Source organism: Bradyrhizobium sp. URHC0002 (genome assembly GCF_054059515.1).
This window is the reverse complement of sequence record NZ_JBSSCF010000001.1, coordinates 2,886,738-2,904,525: the sequence shown is the minus strand read 5'-3', so window position 1 is coordinate 2,904,525 and position 17,788 is coordinate 2,886,738. Positions and strand designations below refer to the sequence as shown.

The window sequence follows — 17,788 nt, the reverse complement described above, 5'->3', positions numbered from 1 at the left end:
GTTCAGCCTGTCGAATGAATGCGGCCACGCGACGTTGGTGCAAACAAAAAAATGTGAAGCGGGTTCCGCTATTCGACCTTGCCGATCTTCTTCACCGCCGCGACCAGCCGTGCGCTGTCTTCCGCGACGAATTTTGAAAATTCCGGCGCGTCCTGATAGGCGACGGGACTGCCGGCGGTTTCGAAAGTCCTGACCACCTCCGGCGCCTTCACCGCTTGCGCCATCGCTTCGCGCAGTTGCGTCATGATCGGCGCCGGCAGCGCGCTCTGCGCGAACAGTCCGGCCCAGATGTAGAACTCGACATCCTTGTAGCCGAGCTCCTTGAAAGTCGGCAGATCGGGGAAACTCTTGACGCGCTCCGCGCCCCAGTTGGCGAGCACGCGCATCTTGCCGTCATCGACCTGCTGCTTCAGCGTCCCCGGCGCCGACGCCATCGCCTGCACCGTGCCGCTCAGCAGCGCGGTCAGCGCGGGACCGGCGCCGCGGAACGGCACATGCAGCAATTTGATGCCGGCGCTCGCCGCGAACATCTCCATCGCCACGTGCAGCGTGCCGTATGGACCCGACGAGCCGTAGGGAATCTGCCCGGGACGTTTTTTGGCGTCATCGACGAATTCCTGCAGCGTCTTCCAGGGCGCCGACGCCGGCACGGCCAGCAGCGTCGGATCGGCGAGCACGCGCGCGACCGGTGCGAACTGCGAGACCTCATACGCCACCGGGCGATCGAACAGCCGGTCGGCTTCCGGCAGCACCGCAAGCGAGGACAGCGTCATCAGCAGCGTGTGACCATCGGGCTCGGCACGCGCCGCCGCCGCATTGCCGACCGATCCGCCACCGCCGCCGGCGCGGTTGTCGACGATCACAGGCTTGCCGAGGATCCGCTCCAGCGCCTGCGCGATCGGCCGCGCCGCGAGATCGGCCTGCCCGCCCGGCGGGAAAGGGACGATCATGGTGACGTTGCGCGAGGGGTATGGGGCCTGCGCGAAAGCGGCATTGGGGAGCGCGGTCTGCGCGAGCGGCAATGCGGCGGCGGCCTTCAGGAGTTCGCGGCGGTTCATTGGTGGTTGTCTCCCCGGTCGTTTTGTTTTGGTTGTTGGTGGCAGCCTAGCCTCAAATCGCAGGGTGGGCAAAGCGCAGCGTGCCTACCATCTTGCGGGCGTTGGTGCTCATTGTGTGCGTTCAACGAATTTCCGGCCGCGCTCATCAGCGGTGGGCACGCTTCGCTTTGCCCACCCTACGAGACCTCACCGCTTCTTCGCCTTCGCAAAATGCTTTGCCAGAAAATCCGCCAGCACTTCCACGCGCGCAGGCCGCGGGCCGCCGGGCGGGGTGACCAGATGAACCGCGCCTTCGGGCTGATGCCAGCCTTTCAGGATCACCTCGACTTCGCCTGACGCGATGGCGTCGCCGACGATGAAGTCTGGCAGGTCGGCGATCCCGAGGCCGGCGATGACCGACGGCAACACCGCCTCGCCATTGTTGACGCGGAGCTGGCCTGCGGGACGGACGCTGGCCTGCTCGCCGGCCGCGTTGGTGTAGTGCCAGACACCTGCCGTCGAGAGATAGGCGTAGCCGAAGCATTTATGCTCCGCGAGATGCATCGGATGCGTCGGCCTGCCGTGGCGCTTCAGGTATGACGGCGCGGCCACGGTGTAGCGCGGCATCGCGCAGAGCCGTCGCGCGATCAGGGAGGAATCCGGCAGTCGTGCGATGCGCAGGCCGGCATCAAAGCCCTCGCCGATCAGATCGACGGTTGCGTCGCTCAGATGAAGATCGATCGAGACTTCCGGATAGGCTGAGAGAAATGCCGGCAGGATCGGCGCAACAGCTTTCACGCCGAACGTCATCGGCACGGCGAGCCGCACCAGCCCGCGCGGCGCCACCGATTGCGACAACGCCTCGTTTTCCGCCGCCTCACCATCGGCCAATAACTGCGTCGCGCGCTCGGCGAGTTTGTGCCCGGCATCGGTCAACGCCAGCCGCCGCGAGGTGCGGTTGAACAGCCGCGCGCCGAGCCGCTGCTCCAGCCGGCTGACCGCCTTGGACACCGTGGCCTTGGACAGCGCCAGTTCGGTTGCGGCGGCTGCAAACGACCGTAATTCCACGACTTTTGCGAAAATCGCGAGCGCCTCGAAATCCGGGAGCTTTGACATTCGGATCGCCTTCAAGGCTCATTGTGGAAACAATGAGTTTCAATAGTTTCTATTTCTATACCACGGCGGACGGCATATCCAAGGGCCATCGGAATTCAAGCAACGGAGAAATCCAATGACCAAGAAGCTCTCGGGCAAGGTAGCTCTCGTCACCGGCGGTTCGCGTGGCATCGGCGCGGCGTCTGCCCGCGCCCTCGCAGCAGAAGGCGCCAATGTCGCCATCAGCTATGTCGCTTCCCCCGACAAGGCCGAGGCCGTCGTCGCCGAATTGAAAGCCAAGGGCGTCAATGCCCGCGCCTACAAGGCCGACCAGGCCTCCTCTGCCGATGTCGATCAATTGGTGAAGAACGTCGCCAAGGATTTTGGACGGCTCGACATCCTCGTCAACAATGCCGGCGTGGCCGTCGGCGGCGCGATCGATGACGCCAATACCGACACCGCAGCTCTCGCCCGCCAGGAAGAGATCAACGTGCACGGCGTGATATCAGCGATCCGCACCGCGTCGAAGCTGATGGGTGACGGAGGCCGCATCGTCACGATCGGCTCCGGCATTGCCACCCGCGCTTCGTTCCCAGGTCTTGCCGATTATGCCGCCACCAAGGCTGCGATCGTCGGTTACTCCAAGGGCGCATCGCGCGACCTCGGACCGCGCGGCATCACCGTGAACGTGCTGCAGCCGGGTTCGATCGACACCGACATGAACCCGAAGGACGGCGGCGACTTCGCCGAAGCCCAGCGCGCCCAGCACGCACTGCAACGCTTCGGCACCGCCGAAGAGATCGCGGCCGGCGTGCTGTTCCTCGCGAGCCCCGAAGCCTCGTTTGTGACCGGCACGGTGCTCAACGTCGATGGCGGCTTCGGCGCGTAACTGAAACCACGAGACACAAGGCCGGGCGCACCGCGCCCCGCACATCGCGAAAACTCAACAAAGGAACATTCCCATGATCGAACTCAGACCATTTGCAAAGCTCGGCAGCGCCGATCACGGCTGGCTGAAAGCAAAGCATCACTTCTCGTTCGGCAGCCATTACGACCCCGACAATATGGGCCACGGCGCGCTGCGGGTGTGGAACGATGACGAGATCGCGCCGAACACCGGCTTTCCCGCCCATCCCCACGCCAACATGGAAATCATCACCTATGTCCGCGAAGGCGCGATCACGCACCAGGACTCGCTCGGCAACAAGGGCCGGACGGAAGCCGGCGACGTGCAGGTGATGAGCGCCGGAAGCGGCATTCGTCATTCCGAATACAATCTGGAACCTTCGAAGACGAAGATCTTCCAGATCTGGATCGAGCCGACGACAACGGGCGGCCAGCCGACCTGGGGCGCAAAACCGTTTCCGAAGTCGGATCGCTCCGGCAAGCTTGTCACCATCGCCAGCGGCATTGACGGCGACAAGGATGCGCTGCCGATCCGCGCCAATGCGCGGGTGCTCGCCACCACGCTGAAGGCCGGCGAGAGCGCGGAATACGAACCGCACAAGGCGCGTAACCTCTATCTGGTGCCGGCGGCCGGCAGCGTCGAAGTCAACGGCGTGCGCGTCAACGCCCGCGATGGTGCCGCGATCCGCAACGAGGCGAAGCTGACGATTACCGCACTGGAAGATTCCGAACTGGTGCTGGTCGACGCGGCGTAAGGCCTCAACCCCCAAACCGTCATGGCCGGGCTTGACCCGGCCATCCATCCCCTTCGCGTGACTCTTTCAACGACGATGGATTGCCGGGTCAAGCCCGGCAATGACACCTCAAGACAAACAACCCAGCTTCAAACTCAAAGGAAAACCATCATGGCCAAAGTACTCGTGCTCTATTACTCCGCCTACGGTCACATCGAGGCGATGGCGAATGCCGTCGCCCAGGGCGCGCGCGACGCCGGTGCCACCGTCGACATCAAACGCGTGCCGGAGCTGGTGCCCGAAGCGGTCGCCAAGGCTTCGTATTACAAGCTCGATCAGGCCGCTCCGATCGCGAAGATCGAGGACCTCACCAATTACGACGCGATCATCGTCGGCACCGGCACCCGCTTTGGCCGGATGGCCTCGCAGATGGCGAACTTCCTCGACCAGGCCGGCGGCCTCTGGGCCAAGGGCGCGCTGCACGGCAAGGTCGGCGGCGCCTTTACATCAAGCGCGACCCAGCACGGCGGGCAGGAAACCACGCTGTTCTCGATCATCACCAACCTGCTGCATTTCGGCATGACCATCGTCGGCCTGAACTACGGCTTCGCCGGCCAGATGAAGCTCGACGAAATCACCGGCGGCGCGCCCTACGGCGCCACCACGATCACCGGCGGCGACGGCAGTCGCCAGCCGAGCGAAAACGAACTCGCCGGCGCACGCTATCAAGGACGCGTGATCGCGGAGACCGCCAGCAAACTGCATGGCTGATGCGACAAGGGCGGCATTCTCATTCGGGAATGCCGCCATATTTGTCTCCGCAGGAGACAATGAATTCAGTGATGGTCGAAATTCTTTTTATCGCTCAACTGGCACGCCGGCCGCTGCAGGCCATGGCGCGGCGCTGGTGGTGCAGGAGCCTTTATCGCGCCTCGCGCGGGCAGCGGCGCTGTTCGGAATGCACGAAATCGTGAGCCGCGCTTTCTGAAGGCGCCGTGAATTCGTGATACGCCTTCTGCCTTCACGGCAGGCACGCAGGGTTCTGGCATGAGTAACAATTCGCACGGCCCGTGGCCGGAATTGCCGACGGCGGCGTGGCGTGACACCTGTGCGACGCTGCAGCTCTGGACCCAGATCGTCGGCAAGATCCGGCTGACCAAATCGCCCTGGCTCAATCATTCCTGGCATGTGACGCTCTACGTCACGCCGCGCGGATTGACGACTTCGCCAATGCCTGACGGTGCGCGAACGTTTCAGATCGATTTTGATTTCATCGACCATCGCTTGCGCATCTCGACCAGCGACGGCGCGCAGCGGCACTTTGCGCTGGCGGGTCATTCTGTTGCCAGCTTCTACGCGGCCACGCTTGCCGCACTTGCCGAGCTCGGCATTGCCGTTAGGATCGACGAGATGCCGAACGAACTGCCTGATCCGGTGCGGTTCTCGCTGGATAGCGCGCATGCCTCCTACGATCCCGATGCCGTCCGGCGCTTCCTGCAAATCCTCGTTAACTGCGATCGCGTCTTCAAGCAATTCCGCACCGGCTTCCTCGGCAAGGCAAGCCCGGTGCATTTCTTCTGGGGCAGTTTCGATCTCGCGGTAACGCGCTTCTCAGGCCGTCGTGCGCCGCGCCATCCGGGCGGCGTGCCGAATTTGCCCGATGCGGTCGCCCATGAAGCCTATTCACACGAAGTCAGCAGCGCCGGCTTCTGGCCAGGCAGTGGCGCGATCGATTATCCTGCGTTCTATTCCTATGCCTATCCCGAGCCATCGGGCTTCCGCGCGGCGAAGGTACGGCCGGAGGCGGCGTTCTTCGGCGAAGCACTCGGCGAGTTCATCCTGCCCTACGATGCCGTGCGCACGGCTGCCGATCCCGACAAGGCGCTGCTCGATTTCCTGCAGAGCACCTACGATGCCGCGGCGATCGCAGGGAAGTGGGACCGCGACGCGCTGGACTGCGATCCGGGCAAGCCGGGCGTGGTGCGACAGGTTTGAATTAGGTTCGCAGGGTGTGCGAAGCGCGTGCCCACCATCCCCGATGGGAAGGTGGGCACGGCGCACCGCCCCGTTGCCCCCCCTGCGAGACTTAGTGCTGCAATTCCGGCTTCACGACGGTCTGGCGAACCTCTGCGCCGCAGTCGGCGCATTCATACGTGAAGTCGATCTTCGCCATGCTCCAATGCGGCTCGACGTCGCGCACATACATCGGAATTCCGACGCAGCTCGGACAGATGACGAAGGCCGGTTCGGTATCGTCGTGCTGATGGATATAGGCTGGCATGTCGGCTCTCCCCAAGAAAGACCACCCAAGAAAGCATTCACCAGTAGTCCTGACCCGAAGCGGAGCGTACGCCTCTCGCGCGCAGGCGATCATGAACTCTCGCGAACACAGGCAGAACGTCCCCACAATCCCGGCGTATGTGACAGATTTGCATCGCCGTGGAACTCCAGCCGCAACGCGTCAATTCTCTTCGCGGGACAATGACTTACCGAGGGCGCGTTTCAGCCAGGCATCGAGCCGCGGATAGTTGCGCACTGCGCGCACCATATGATCGCGTACGCCATAAGGCCATCCGCGCCAGCTCAAGGCGGCGCTGATGTCGACCAGCGGCAACCGCGTCACGCCGAAACGGCGCTTGTAGGCGTAGTTGCCAACGGAGAAATCGAACGCGCGCACGCCATCCCTGTGCAGGGCCGCCATGGTGCGCTCGATGATCAACCGGCCCGGCGAACAGTTCGACCATTTCTCGCCGGCATTGCTGATGCGGATCATCACATAGCGTGAGCCGGTCCTGACGCCGAGCAGCGTCGCCACGACCTCGTCGCCGACCGCGAGCACCGAGACCAGCGCATAGCCGTTATCGACGCCATCACGCACCAGGTTGCGATAGAACGCCGCGCTGGCCTCGTCATTCAGGACGTAGGTGCGCCCGAGGTTCTGCATCCGCGTGCCCTGCTGAACCTCCGTGATGGACAGAATCCGCAGCGCTTCACTGGTATCGGTGATGATCGCAAAGGACGCAGCCGGATCGCGCGTGAATACGCGCCAACTCCGCTCCAGTTCCTTGCGCACGGTCTTTTCCAGCGTGTAGCGCCAGGCGTCGTAATCCTCGCCCGTGGTGACGAGATTGCCGTTGAGCAAGCATGGACCGGCGGTGTTCAGCAGGGCCAAAGGATTGGGCTTGCCATCGAGATCGACAGGCACCTTGCGGAGGCGGATCAGATCGGCCGCCTCAGGCATGCGGCGCAGCGCCGCCTGCAGGCTGCGCCACAGCGCGCGCATCGCCTTGGCATCACGCGGCGCAGCGCTGCCCAGGATCGGCGCGTTATAGTCGGTCAGGTTGAGATCGGCGAATTCGACGGTTGCGATCTTGTCTTGCCGGCGGCGGATCAGCGGCAGCAGCATCGCCGGCTCACCGGTCGATGCATCCGTGACAACAGCGATTAAAGGCACCACGCCCTCGGCACCGGCGAAAGCGGCGTACCATGCGTCATACCACTGCGGATGCTGGAACGGCGTCGACGGGCTGATGTCGCGCCAGCGCGCAACCGCCTGTTTCCAGTCGCGCAGCAACTCGACACGGAATCCGGCCGCGCGGCTGGTTGAACGCGCCGCCAATTGCCCCGCACTGGTCGTCAGCACCGTCATCGGCGTTGCGGCTTATGCCGCCTTCGGGAGATCGACGATCCTGCCGGGCTCAGTGGCGTCGAGGCGGAAATCGATCGCACGGCGGGCGTTGCGCTCGCGCTTGACCCACTTGCTGTCGCGAACGAGCTTCTGCAGCACCTTCTTGCCGAAGAACGACGGCCCGCGCAGATTGCTGGTCTTCGGCGTGTAGCCGAAGCGATGACGCAGCAGGCCGTTGGCGAGGTGGACGATCTGGGCGCGGCGGATATCGTCGTTGCCGTAGGATACCGTCATGGAAATGTTGACGGTGCCGAGGTTCTCGACGCGGTGCGGCGCGTTCAGCGGCCAGTTCAGCATCTGGCCGGGTTCGAGGTCGAACACCTGCGCATGCCCGTCGTACCAGGGCGCGTAGGGCAGATCGACCTCGACGTCGAACAGCGCGATGTCCTCGAGGTGTTGCGGCTTGATGAACGGCGCGGTGTTTGGATAGACGTAGACCCGTTTGCGGCCTGCGATCTGGATCAGCCCCTGCCCCGGCAAATCGGCATGATAATAGACCTGCGCATCCGGCGAGGAGATCAGAATGCCGGCCTGGTGGTTCGGCACCACGAAATCAGGAACCTTGGCCGCAATCTCCTCGAACATCCTGTCGATCAGCTTGCGGTAACGGCTGTCGACCGCGCCGACGTCGCGCATGTTGAGCCAGAGGCCGCCCCTGGAAATCGCTTCGATGACTTGCCGGCCGGAGAGGCTGCCGATGTCGCCCTCGCGCCACACGTGGCTGGATCCCTTGGCGCCGGTCTTCACCAGGCTGTAGTGCTCGCGCGGATAGCTTTCGATCAGCTGCGCGAGCTCGTCCATCGAGAACGCCGGCGATTTGTGCATCTCGTGTTCGAGCCGGATCGGCTGGTGGCTCCAAAGCTCGGAATGCGTCTCATCCCATTTGCTGAAGATCTTGCCCGTCATCGCCGCGCTCCTGCTTCCGTTGCCTGGCCCGCCCATTCCGGCTGTCCCGAAATCGCGGCCTGACGCCATTGCATTGCCGCCCGATGTCCCGTTATGAGACGGCCGGACGAACTTCATGGTCGGGTTGGCAAGAACGGTGCCGGGCGGACGCCGCCGCTTACCGGAAGCTAATGTCTGGGATGTATGGCTAACGCCGGTGTCTATTTCGGCGCGTTTTCTTAACGCGAACCGGAATCCACTTCGCTTGAAAACGCTTCTGGAAACCCGCCGCCGCACGATGACTGGAGAAACCCGATATCGGGCGCTGTTTCTCGGCGCGGGACCGCAGATGCATTGCGGCGTCGGCCAGTTCACGCGCCTGTTGCAGGAGACGATTGAAAAGCTCGCGCCTGGCAGCAGCGCGACGTTAACCCTGACGCGCGACGAAGGCTCGCTTTCAGAGACGTGGCGCGCGGTCGCTACGGCGCAAAGCGTGGTCTGCAATTTCCCGATCGTGGCCTGGAAGCGCGTGATGTTCGCGCCGCTCGCGGCGATGGCGATCGCCCGGCTGCGCCGGCGCAAGGTCGTCCTGCTCCAGCACGAATGGAACGGACTGCATTGGCTGCGCCGCATTACCTACGTGCCGGCGCTGCTGCTGGCCGACACCATCATCATGTTCTCGCCGCTGGTACAGCGCGAACTGGCGGAGGATCGCCTGCTCGGCTGGACCGCCAAAAAGAGCGTGCTGGCCCCGCTACCGCCGAACATAGAAGCCCCGCTGGGAATTCAGGATTCGAAATTGCGGCATCGCCTGATCGCCGCGAAGGGCGATGGGCGGCTCCTGATCGGTCATTTTGGATCGATCTACCCGGGCAAGCAGCCCAATGCGCTGCTCGAGATCGGCGCCATTCTGAAGCAACGCGGGCTCAAGCCGCTGCTCGTCTATATCGGCTCCTTCATCCGCGGTGTCGACAAAGTTGAAGAAGAGTTTCATGCCCGCTCCAGAGAACTCGGCATCGCCGAGGATGTGATCGTCTCCGGCTTCGTCGCCTCCGATCACGAAGTGTTCGGCCTGTTCAGCGAGATCGACGCATTCTGCTATCCGCTCGATGAGGGGCTAACCGCGCGGCGCTCCAGCATTCTCACCTGCGTGCAATCCGGCCGTCCGCTGATCGTCGCCGGCCCCGTGCTGCCGGAGGAATTCGACCATCATCCGCGTTTCAAGGAATTGATCGGCCGCGGCGCGATCGTGCTGGTGCCGCGCGGCGCTGACAGCGAGGCCTATGCCGACCGGATCGCCTCCGTGGTCAAACGGCCGCCGGTGCACTTGCCGTTCGATTTCGACGGCTGGTGGAAGGATGTTGCCGAAGCGGTTCGGGCGCAGCTCTAAGCCTCAAGCTTTCGCCCGGAACCGCGCGAGATAGTGCAGGCCGAACACCGCCAGCAAGAACGTGAACCACAAGGGATCGGAACGGTCGAGGAAGAAGCTTTCCATCGCCGACAGATAGAGCCCGAACAACCAGATCCGCAGCAACATCATGGCGAGCGGACCGTTGTTGCCACCCTCGTCCGCGCGCTGAAAATTTCTCAAGGGCACGATCACGAGCACGAGGATGAGCAGCGCAAGCCCGGGAACGCCCATGCCCAGCGCGGTATCGAGATAGCCATTGTGGCTGTGTGCGGCGAAGCCGGCCCACTCCTTGCCTTCCGGCAGGTTTTGAATGGCGCTGCTGCCCCAGAAGGACGCAAAGCCGTAGCCGGTGAGCAATCGCGCATGGAGCGACTGCAGCGCAAACGCCCAGATGTCGGTGCGTCCGGTGAATGTCGAATCGAACGGAAGCAGCTTCGAAATCCCGGCGAGGCCTTCAAACATCACCGTGCCGATGCTCAGGAGATTCAGCAATAGCAGCGGCGTCAGCAGTATGATCGCACGGAGCCAGAACGAGTGGATGACTGACGTGACCGACGTCAGCAATAACACCGCAAAGCACAGGGTCAGCGAGCTCTTTCCAGCCGAATACAACAGGAACAGCGAAGCGAGCGCTATGATCGCGACGCCGGATATCCAGAGGCCCGAGCGGATGATGTAGACGCCGAGAAACAGCACCATCACCATGATGGCCGCAGCCTGGTTCTTGTGGCCGAATGCGCCGCGCCAGTTGCCGGCAAGGCCGGGCTCCTGCGGATCGCTCGCCAGGTGAACCGAAAGATCGGGGGCCAGCAATATTCCGAGATAGCAGATCGCCAGCAAGGCGAGCGCCGCGATCGTGAACCAGTGCATCAATTCCTGCTGCGACTTCGGCAGCAGCATCAGGGCGGCGGTAACAGCGACAACGCAGATCGTCAGCGAAAGCCGCTTGATCGACGTGCCCGGATCGAACGACAACACCACCGTCGCCAGCAGCCAGGCGCCGAACAGGACGAACGCGGGCGACAACAACGTCGCCAGTCCCCGCGCGTCATTTCGCATCGCCAATGCAACCGTCAGCACGCTTAAGGCCCCGAACACCGCATAGGTCGCCAGTTCGTTGCCGGTGCCGGCCTCGCCGATCTGCATGTCGCCGAGGCTTTCAAACGGATGCAGCGATATCCAGCCCAGCAGCAGCGTTCCGACGAAGGTCGCTCCGCGGACGATATCCATCACCTGCTGGCGCTCGATCCCGGCGGCCAGCTCACGGATTTCGGATGCGTCGAGGAGCTCGCTCATGAGACGATCTTCGAGGCCTTGTAGGGTTGCGGTTCGAGGCCGAACGCGGCCAGCGCGCCGCCAATCGCCACCGTGACGGGATGCATGGCGATGGTCCGCTCATGCTCGGTGAAGATGGCGTACACGGCATAGACAAAAGAAAGCGGCAGGGCTGCCAACAATTTGGCGGTCAGTTTCGCCCGCAACCAGAGCGTCGGCGTCGCCTTGCGCTGGACGTGATAGTTGATCGCGCCGATCCGCAGGCCGCGCGTCACCAGCCATTTCAGGCTGGTCCGGCTTTGCGGCACGGTCTCCGAGATCACGGCTTCGGCCACCCAATGAAAGTGTAAACCGAGCCTCATGCAGCGGTAGAAGAAATCGGTATCCCCGCCGCCCAGAAAATTGAAGCGAAGATCGAATGCCGGCGTGCCCAACCGGGTGAACACCGAGCGCCGGATCAGGCAATTGCCGCAGCCATAGATCACCGGCACCGGTCCCGAGGCGTCATACGCAGGCGCAAACGCGGGATGGCGCCGCAAGCCGCGCTTTCGTGCGTCATCGAATTCGGGAAATACCGGTCCGCCGACGATGTCGGCGCCAGTCGCATCGGCAATCCCAACCATCTGCTCCAGCCAGTCCGGCGATGCGATTTCGTCATCGTCGATCATCAGGAGACTGGTTGCCATCGGGAACATCTGCAGCGCGGTCTCGAAGGCGGCGTTGATCGCATGGCAGTTGCCCTGCCGCGGCTCGATCACGCATAGCCCTGCGAATTTCCCCGAAGCGAGATATTCGGCAGCAACCGGAACGCTCTCGCTCTTTGACGCATCGTTCTCCACCATGACGACGGCGAAGCGGCGGCTGGTGCGCTGAGCGGCGAGCGATTCCAGCGTCCGGCGCAGGTACTGAGGCCGGCGGAAACAGGGGATGCAAATGACGATTTCGGTCGCGGGATCGAGCGCCGGCGAAACCGCCACCAGCGCGCGCAGAGCCCTGACCGATGGATCAGGCCCATTCATCCGGAGATCGCTGGTCGAAATCTCTGCCATGACGCTCAGGTCGTTTACGAATACGTCTCATCGTCCCGAAACGGGATGGCGCGCGTGATCGCGGGACACTTCCGTCTCGATAAATTCGTTCGTTCCGGGGTTGATCCGGCCTTGGCGAACGTAACGCGCGAGGTGGTGCAATATCCGGTCCGGTGGCGAGGTCGGAAGCGCCGAACTCCGGCGACGGTTAATGGACGGGGTTAATCCGCACTGAACGAAAGGTCAGCGGCTGAACAGCTTTCGGAACAGACGCTGCGCGTTCGGAAACTGGCCGTTGTCAATCTGGGTGGGCCAGGCCCCATCGACGTCGAAATAGGCGGCGTAAGCAATACTGTCTTCGTTCTTCATGAACCAGTCGTGCATCTGCAGGATGAAGAACGGGTTGTCGCCGAAATTACCCACGCCCCATTCGGGGTAGCTCATTCGCTTGCCGTGCAGATGCGCAAACTCGCGGTGCCATTCGAGGCCGAATGGCACCTTGACGTAGAATTTGTTCCAGCGCTCTTCGACCGAGCCTTCATGCTTGAAGTCGTAGACGTCGAGACCGACGTAGTCGACGACGTCGTCGCCGGGATAGCTCGCGTCCGCCGGCATCTCCTGCGGCCCCCACCCCGGACACCAGTCGAACTTGAAACCTGTGGAATGGCGCCTGAATATTTCCACGACGCGCCGGAACGCCTTGATGTAATCGGCTTCATGCCCGCCGGCGAACCACGCCATCTCAGCCAGGTTCATCTCCCAGCCAAGCCGAATGATTGCCTGCGGATGCGCTTCTGCAATCGCGCGCGCGGCCGCTTCGAACTCGGCGTCGTGGAGCCCCTCGGCAACGTCGGCGAGCGGCGTTCCTTTCATGGTCAGCGGGATCGACCAGACCAAATTGCGCGCCGGGTTGAGCTTCTTCCAGACGCCCGGCACCCAACTCAGTTTGGAGAAATCTTCCCAGGTCGTCTGGCCATAGAAGTCGACGCCCAGCACCGAGGACGGCTTCTGCTTCAGCCATTTTTCCCACGCCTGCAGCGTATGCTCGCGACCTGTCGGGCCCCAATTGACGAAGGCGCCCGCGAACTTCTCTGGCGTGGAAACGGCGCGCGAGGCGGCGTTGCTGTCGACATGCGCCAGCAGCAGCACGGTCAAGACGAAGGCCGCCAGAAACAGCACCAGCCGCTTCGCGCCGTACTTTTTACGCCGCGGCGGTTCAGTTCGAAACATCGGTTGCCCCCGCATGCTTGCTGGCAAAGGCGGCCGAGAGCCTTCGTCCCACCTCGATCGCGCCTTCGGCCGTGAGATGGCCTGCGTCGAACTGCATGGGAATATTGCCCTGCACGAGTTCGTCGCAACGATCGTCTCGGCATATCGCATCGTGGACCGAGAGATAGGTCGCGCCGGTCGCCGTCACCATCCGCTTCATGGCGAGATCCCGCTCGCGAACGCCGGGCGTCCGCTTCGTGCTCGCCACCGACGGCGTGTCGTGCAGGATACCGTCCACGAGAAGCCGTGGCAGCGCCGCATCATATTCGACGATCGGGCCAAGCACCGTGACGAAATGATAGAGCAGCACGGGAATGACGGCGATCGCCCGCAGGCCGTCGATGTCGGCGCGGTAACTTGTCACCTCGGGCTCTCCGGCCGAGCCGGGACGCGCCGCGGGAAGCCGTTGCGGTGTTGGGCTCTTGCCCGTCGCAAAAGGATACACGCCGGACAGGGCGGCTGTATCAAAACGAACAGGAGGCTCGCAGCCCGCTTCTTGCGAAAAGGGTTTTCGTCGAAAATCGGTCATCCAAAATCCAATCGTCGAAGACGTCGACGATGTCAGCGACCTGTTCTGCAATATCCGGTCCACCATGAGCGAGCGCGCAGGCGGCGCTTCCGCCATGGTTACCGCGGAGCTGGTGTGTCGCAAATGCGGACACCGTGGACGGAGCGGACGTACCAAAAATTGCCGGCCTCGCGGGGGCTGCAGCGCTCTGGCCACAAGAGACTAGGGAAAAAGCGGCAAGTTAACTATGTCGACGCGCCACAAGATGTATCGCACCGGTTCGGCATCGATCTTGCTCAATGGGTAACGCTGGAGAATTGCGCCTGTTAACGGCGGGCCTCCGGCCGATTGTCGAGATGAATAGTGTCGTGTCGTTAACCCTGAACCCATTGCCGAAGCGAAGTTCCGCGCTTCCAAAGCCGAAAGTCTAATGCTCAGCCAAACGTTCCATTATTCGGTTGCGAGCGTCGTATCGGCCGCGATCGGCTTGCTGAGCGCGGTCGTCTTCACGCGCCTGCTCTCGCCCGAGGAATATGGGGTCTACGTCGTCGGCCTGAGCACCGCGGGCATCGTTTCGGCGCTGCTGTTTACCTGGGTTCGCGTCTCGGCGCTGCGTTTCCAGTCGGAAGGCGGCGCGATCGACGTCCGGAAGACCATCTTCGTCGCCTATCTCATCTCCGCCCTCGCCGCGCCCGTCGCACTCCTGGTTGCCACGCTAACGACGTCGGTATCGCTGGAGCGAAATCTCGCGGCAATCTTTTTCGCACTGGGGCTCGGCCTGTTTGAGCTCGGACAGGAACTGCTCAAAGCACGCTTGCAATCGTTTGCGTTCATGTCGGCGTCGATCATTCGCGCCTGCCTGGCGTTCACGCTGTGCCTCGCTGCGGCGCTATTGGGCGGCGGCGGACTGTGCCAGCTCGCGATGGTAACCATCACCTATTTCGTCACGACCCTGCTGTTTGCGGGCACGATCCTGCGATCGCCCGTCGCCGGACCGAAGATTGCCGATTTGCGGACCTTTGCGGGCTTCGGCATTCCGATCACGCTGTCGGGCATCGTCTTTGCGATCCACGCCGCGCTCGACCGCATGCTGGTGTTTCATTTCATGGGCGACCACGCGGCCGGCCAGTACGGCGCATCCGCCGATCTCGTCCGGCAGATCATCCTGATTCCGGCGGGTGAGCATCGCATCCGCAACGATCCCGCTGGCGGTGCGCGCCTATGCCACCGGCGGCGCCGGCGAGGCGCGGCCGCATCTGGAATTCAGCCTCGAAATTCTGCTGGCCGCCGTCCTGCCGGCTGTCGCCGGCGTGGCGTTGACGAGCAGTTATATTGCCGGGGTGATCCTCGGCAGCGAGTTCCGGGAGACCGCGGCGCAGATCATGCCGATCCTGGCCTTTGCCTGGCTGTTTCAGTCGATTTCGCAATCCTACATCCACGCGAGCTTCCATCTCGCCAAGACCCCGTTCATGATGACGACGCAGAGCATCGCGATGCTGACCGTGAACCTGCTGGTCATGCCGGCCCTGCTCGCCAGATTTGGCCTGATCGGCGCGGCGTCGAGCCTCGTCATCGTCGAAGCCTTCGGCGCCACCTTCGGCTGGTATCTCACGCGCAAGGCATTTCGGCTTCCCTTCAACGCATTCCAGGTCATGCGCATCGTCGCGGCGACGGCGATCATGGCGCTGGTGCTGACATTCGTAAAACCGCTGCTTCCGATCGGTGTGGTCTCCTTCGGCGTGCTGGCCGCAACCGGCTGCGTTGTCTACGTCGCCGCAGCCTTCGCGTTCGACATTGCCGGCTTGCGCAAGGCGGTGATCGCCTACGCCGCGCGGCGCAATCTCCCGGCCCCGTCCATCACCGCCCCGTCCACGGGACTACCCAGCATGTCGACAAGAGAACTATGATGCGGCTAGCCAGCAAAAATGCGGTCGTTGCAGCCGACCATCGACATGCCATCTGTCGAACCAATTCAGTTTCGCTGTCGGACTTTACCGACAAGCGGCGCGCGGCGACACGCCCGCTCGCATTCCGGGGCGATAATTTCGAGCGCGACTTCGACAGCAATACGCTGTTCTACGACGCGGTGCAGGTGAGCAAATCAAAGGTTGCCCTGCTTGCGCCGCCATTCTTCAACCTCGCGCGCGACGTCGCGACGACGAACTTCATCAGCGGCGCCGGGACCTGCAAGGCGCGGGCTCGGAACCTCGACCGCCACGCCCAGTTGTGGCTGGACATTCACGAGCATGCCGGCCCGATCCAGGCATTGGGCGAATTGGGGAGCTTCACGTTCTCGGTATCGCCAAACGAGTCGGAGATGTTCCGGGATCGCCGCGTCATCTTCACGATGTCGAAGGACAATCCGATCGAATGGATTCTCGACTGGGTGCGGTTCAACCGGGACATTCACGGCGCGGATGCCGTTCTCATCTATGACAACGGCTCCAGCGCCTATGACAGCGCCACGCTGAGCGCGGCGCTCCGCTCGGTCCCGGGCATCCGATGCTCGGTGGTGATGGAGTGGCCTTTCAAATACGGACCGCAGGGCGCCAACAGCTGGGATCACTGGGATTCCGATTTCTGCCAGCTGGGTGCGTGGGAGCACGCCAGATGGCGCTTCCTGCAGAATGCCCGGAGCGCGATGAATTCCGACATCGACGAACTGGTGCTGTCGAAGTCGGGACAATCGGTGTTCGAGGCCGCGGAAAAATCATGGACCGGGCTCGTCCGATATCGCGGGCGATGGATCATCGGCATCGATGACGGCATCCGCGACAGCGTCAGCAAGACGCCACATCGGCACGCCGACTTCTCGATTCTGATGCCGCCGAAATACGAATTCTCAAGGCTGGTATTGCGGCGCGACGCAAACGAATGCCTGCCGAAATGGACGGTGGTTCCCGCCCGGTGTCCCACGCATGCGCAATGGCATGTCCATTCGATCTTCTCCTGGTGGGCGTCCTATTTCTGTACCAAGGAGTTTTCGTTCCGGCATTTTCGCGAGATCGGCAGCAACTGGAAATACCAGCGCACCAACCGCGTGCCGCTCGATCCGAGGGTTCACAAGGCGGACCAGGCATTGATGCAAGCTTTTCAGCGCGTCGATTGGGAAAACTAAAGATGAACAAGGCAACCCCCACGTCAGAATGGATGAAGCCGATGAACAAGGCAGTCACGATCGATTCTACGCAGGCTGCGACCGAAGCCGTGCAACATCCGCAGGCGCTGCTCGAGCTTGCACATGGCGAGGCGCGGCACAGCCTGTTGACCGTCCACGGTATTCTCGAAGCGAGACTGCCCGAAGGCGAACTCTCGATCTATGAGGCCGGCGGTGGCTCGACCAGCTTCCTGCCGCTCAAGGTGCTGCGCCGCGCCCACGTCACGGTGGTCGACATCGACGAGGACCAGATTCGCAACAATGACTATGCGCAGCAGGCGATCCTCGGCGACATCCAGACCCATCGCTTCAAGCCCAACAGCTTCGATCTCGTAATCTGCTACAACGTGATCGAGCACGTGCCCGATGTCGAAGCCGCCCTGCTGAACTTCTGCGAAGCGCTGAAGTCGAACGGCATGATCCTGATCGGCGCGCCCAATCCCAGGTCGCTGTCCGGCGTCGTCACCAAATATTCGCCGCACTGGTTCCATGTCTGGTTCTACCGCCACATCCGCGGTGACAAGAAGGCCGGCCTGCCCGGCCAAGCACCGTTCCCGACGCTGTTCCATCCGCTGGTCACGCTTGCGAACCTTGAAGCGTTCGCCGAGCAGCACGGCCTGCAGATGATTTATCGCAAACAGTATGAGAGCCCGCGCTATCCCGAGATGCGGCTGCGCATGCCCGCGTTCGCAGCGCTAGTCGATGCCGCCGCGCGCGTGATGAACTTCTTTCTGCCCGCCCGCACCGACGTGCGGCATGGCGACTACCACGTGATCCTGCGAAAGCGTTGAGACC

Annotated in this window: 18 protein-coding genes and 1 pseudogene; 10 read left to right on the top strand and 9 right to left on the bottom strand. The window is 62.8% G+C overall.

The genetic code is table 11. From position 1 onward, the window contains the following. Positions 1-68 precede the first annotated feature (68 nt). Together ACVWVY_RS13970 and ACVWVY_RS13965 are read right to left on the bottom strand one after the other, a co-directional pair. Positions 69-1,058, bottom strand: coding sequence for a tripartite tricarboxylate transporter substrate binding protein (locus ACVWVY_RS13970; RefSeq protein ID WP_456626894.1), 990 nt, complete (start codon positions 1,056-1,058; stop codon positions 69-71). A 186-nt stretch (positions 1,059-1,244) separates the two neighbouring features. Further along, the gene (locus ACVWVY_RS13965) at positions 1,245-2,153 is read right to left on the bottom strand and encodes a LysR family transcriptional regulator (RefSeq protein WP_456626893.1); all 909 of its coding nucleotides are present in this window, start codon (positions 2,151-2,153) and stop codon (positions 1,245-1,247) included. A gap of 115 nt (positions 2,154-2,268) precedes the next feature. Between ACVWVY_RS13965 and ACVWVY_RS13960 the strand changes: the two genes are divergently transcribed. From ACVWVY_RS13960 to ACVWVY_RS13940, 5 genes are all read left to right on the top strand, one after another. Further along, positions 2,269-3,021: an SDR family NAD(P)-dependent oxidoreductase gene (locus ACVWVY_RS13960; RefSeq protein WP_456626892.1), complete on the top strand. Its 753-nt coding sequence runs from the start codon at positions 2,269-2,271 to the stop codon at positions 3,019-3,021. A gap of 73 nt (positions 3,022-3,094) precedes the next feature. Next, positions 3,095-3,793, top strand: coding sequence for a pirin family protein (locus ACVWVY_RS13955; RefSeq protein ID WP_456626891.1), 699 nt, complete (start codon positions 3,095-3,097; stop codon positions 3,791-3,793). Positions 3,794-3,943: 150 nt separating this feature from the next. Continuing rightward, a complete protein-coding gene (gene wrbA, locus ACVWVY_RS13950) occupies positions 3,944-4,543 on the top strand; it encodes an NAD(P)H:quinone oxidoreductase (RefSeq protein WP_456626890.1) in 600 nt (199 codons plus the stop codon). Next, positions 4,536-4,760: a hypothetical protein gene (locus tag ACVWVY_RS13945; RefSeq protein WP_456626889.1), complete on the top strand. Its 225-nt coding sequence runs from the start codon at positions 4,536-4,538 to the stop codon at positions 4,758-4,760. The genes wrbA and ACVWVY_RS13945 overlap by 8 nt, the downstream gene beginning before the upstream one ends. Positions 4,761-4,819: 59 nt before the next feature. Continuing rightward, positions 4,820-5,767 carry a DUF5996 family protein gene (locus ACVWVY_RS13940; RefSeq protein ID WP_456626888.1) on the top strand — a complete coding sequence of 316 codons (948 nt, stop codon included), beginning with the start codon at positions 4,820-4,822 and terminating at the stop codon, positions 5,765-5,767. Between the two features lie 91 nt (positions 5,768-5,858). On the opposite strand, the gene ACVWVY_RS13935 is transcribed toward ACVWVY_RS13940, so the two are convergent. The 3 genes from ACVWVY_RS13935 to ACVWVY_RS13925 all read right to left on the bottom strand — a co-directional run bounded on the left by ACVWVY_RS13935 (position 5,859) and on the right by ACVWVY_RS13925 (position 8,366). Further along, on the bottom strand, positions 5,859-6,053 hold the full coding sequence (locus ACVWVY_RS13935; protein WP_456626887.1) for a hypothetical protein: 195 nt from the start codon (positions 6,051-6,053) through the stop codon (positions 5,859-5,861). Positions 6,054-6,233: 180 nt separating this feature from the next. Beyond that, the gene (locus ACVWVY_RS13930; RefSeq protein WP_456626886.1) at positions 6,234-7,421 is read right to left on the bottom strand and encodes a GNAT family N-acetyltransferase; all 1,188 of its coding nucleotides are present in this window, start codon (positions 7,419-7,421) and stop codon (positions 6,234-6,236) included. A gap of 12 nt (positions 7,422-7,433) precedes the next feature. After that, on the bottom strand, positions 7,434-8,366 hold the full coding sequence (locus ACVWVY_RS13925; protein WP_456626885.1) for a cupin-like domain-containing protein: 933 nt from the start codon (positions 8,364-8,366) through the stop codon (positions 7,434-7,436). A 244-nt stretch (positions 8,367-8,610) separates the two neighbouring features. Between ACVWVY_RS13925 and ACVWVY_RS13920 the strand changes: the two genes are divergently transcribed. Next, the gene (locus ACVWVY_RS13920) at positions 8,611-9,735 is read left to right on the top strand and encodes a hypothetical protein (protein ID WP_456626884.1); all 1,125 of its coding nucleotides are present in this window, start codon (positions 8,611-8,613) and stop codon (positions 9,733-9,735) included. A gap of 3 nt (positions 9,736-9,738) precedes the next feature. On the opposite strand, the gene ACVWVY_RS13915 is transcribed toward ACVWVY_RS13920, so the two are convergent. The 4 genes from ACVWVY_RS13915 to ACVWVY_RS13900 form a co-directional block, all read right to left on the bottom strand. Continuing rightward, positions 9,739-11,052: an O-antigen ligase family protein gene (locus ACVWVY_RS13915; protein WP_456626883.1), complete on the bottom strand. Its 1,314-nt coding sequence runs from the start codon at positions 11,050-11,052 to the stop codon at positions 9,739-9,741. Further along, positions 11,049-12,050 carry a glycosyltransferase family 2 protein gene (locus ACVWVY_RS13910; RefSeq protein WP_456632207.1) on the bottom strand — a complete coding sequence of 334 codons (1,002 nt, stop codon included), beginning with the start codon at positions 12,048-12,050 and terminating at the stop codon, positions 11,049-11,051. Before ACVWVY_RS13910 ends, ACVWVY_RS13915 begins: the two co-directional genes overlap by 4 nt. Before the next feature lie 252 nt (positions 12,051-12,302). Next, the gene (locus tag ACVWVY_RS13905) at positions 12,303-13,289 is read right to left on the bottom strand and encodes a hypothetical protein (protein WP_456626882.1); all 987 of its coding nucleotides are present in this window, start codon (positions 13,287-13,289) and stop codon (positions 12,303-12,305) included. Beyond that, entirely contained in the window at positions 13,276-13,692 is a 417-nt protein-coding gene (locus tag ACVWVY_RS13900) for an SGNH hydrolase domain-containing protein (RefSeq protein WP_456626881.1), read from the bottom strand. Before ACVWVY_RS13900 ends, ACVWVY_RS13905 begins: the two co-directional genes overlap by 14 nt. Before the next feature lie 574 nt (positions 13,693-14,266). On the opposite strand from ACVWVY_RS13900, the pseudogene ACVWVY_RS13895 reads away from it, so the two are divergent. From ACVWVY_RS13895 to ACVWVY_RS13880, 4 genes and pseudogenes are all read left to right on the top strand, one after another. Then, a pseudogene (locus tag ACVWVY_RS13895) lies at positions 14,267-14,932 on the top strand (polysaccharide biosynthesis protein); the annotation flags it as partial. Between the two features lie 82 nt (positions 14,933-15,014). Further along, a complete protein-coding gene (locus ACVWVY_RS13890) occupies positions 15,015-15,743 on the top strand; it encodes a hypothetical protein (RefSeq protein ID WP_456632206.1) in 729 nt (242 codons plus the stop codon). Beyond that, on the top strand, positions 15,743-16,954 hold the full coding sequence (locus ACVWVY_RS13885) for a hypothetical protein (protein WP_456632490.1): 1,212 nt from the start codon (positions 15,743-15,745) through the stop codon (positions 16,952-16,954). Before ACVWVY_RS13890 ends, ACVWVY_RS13885 begins: the two co-directional genes overlap by 1 nt. Positions 16,955-16,995: 41 nt before the next feature. Further along, a complete protein-coding gene (locus ACVWVY_RS13880; RefSeq protein WP_456632205.1) occupies positions 16,996-17,784 on the top strand; it encodes a class I SAM-dependent methyltransferase in 789 nt (262 codons plus the stop codon). Positions 17,785-17,788 lie beyond the last annotated feature (4 nt).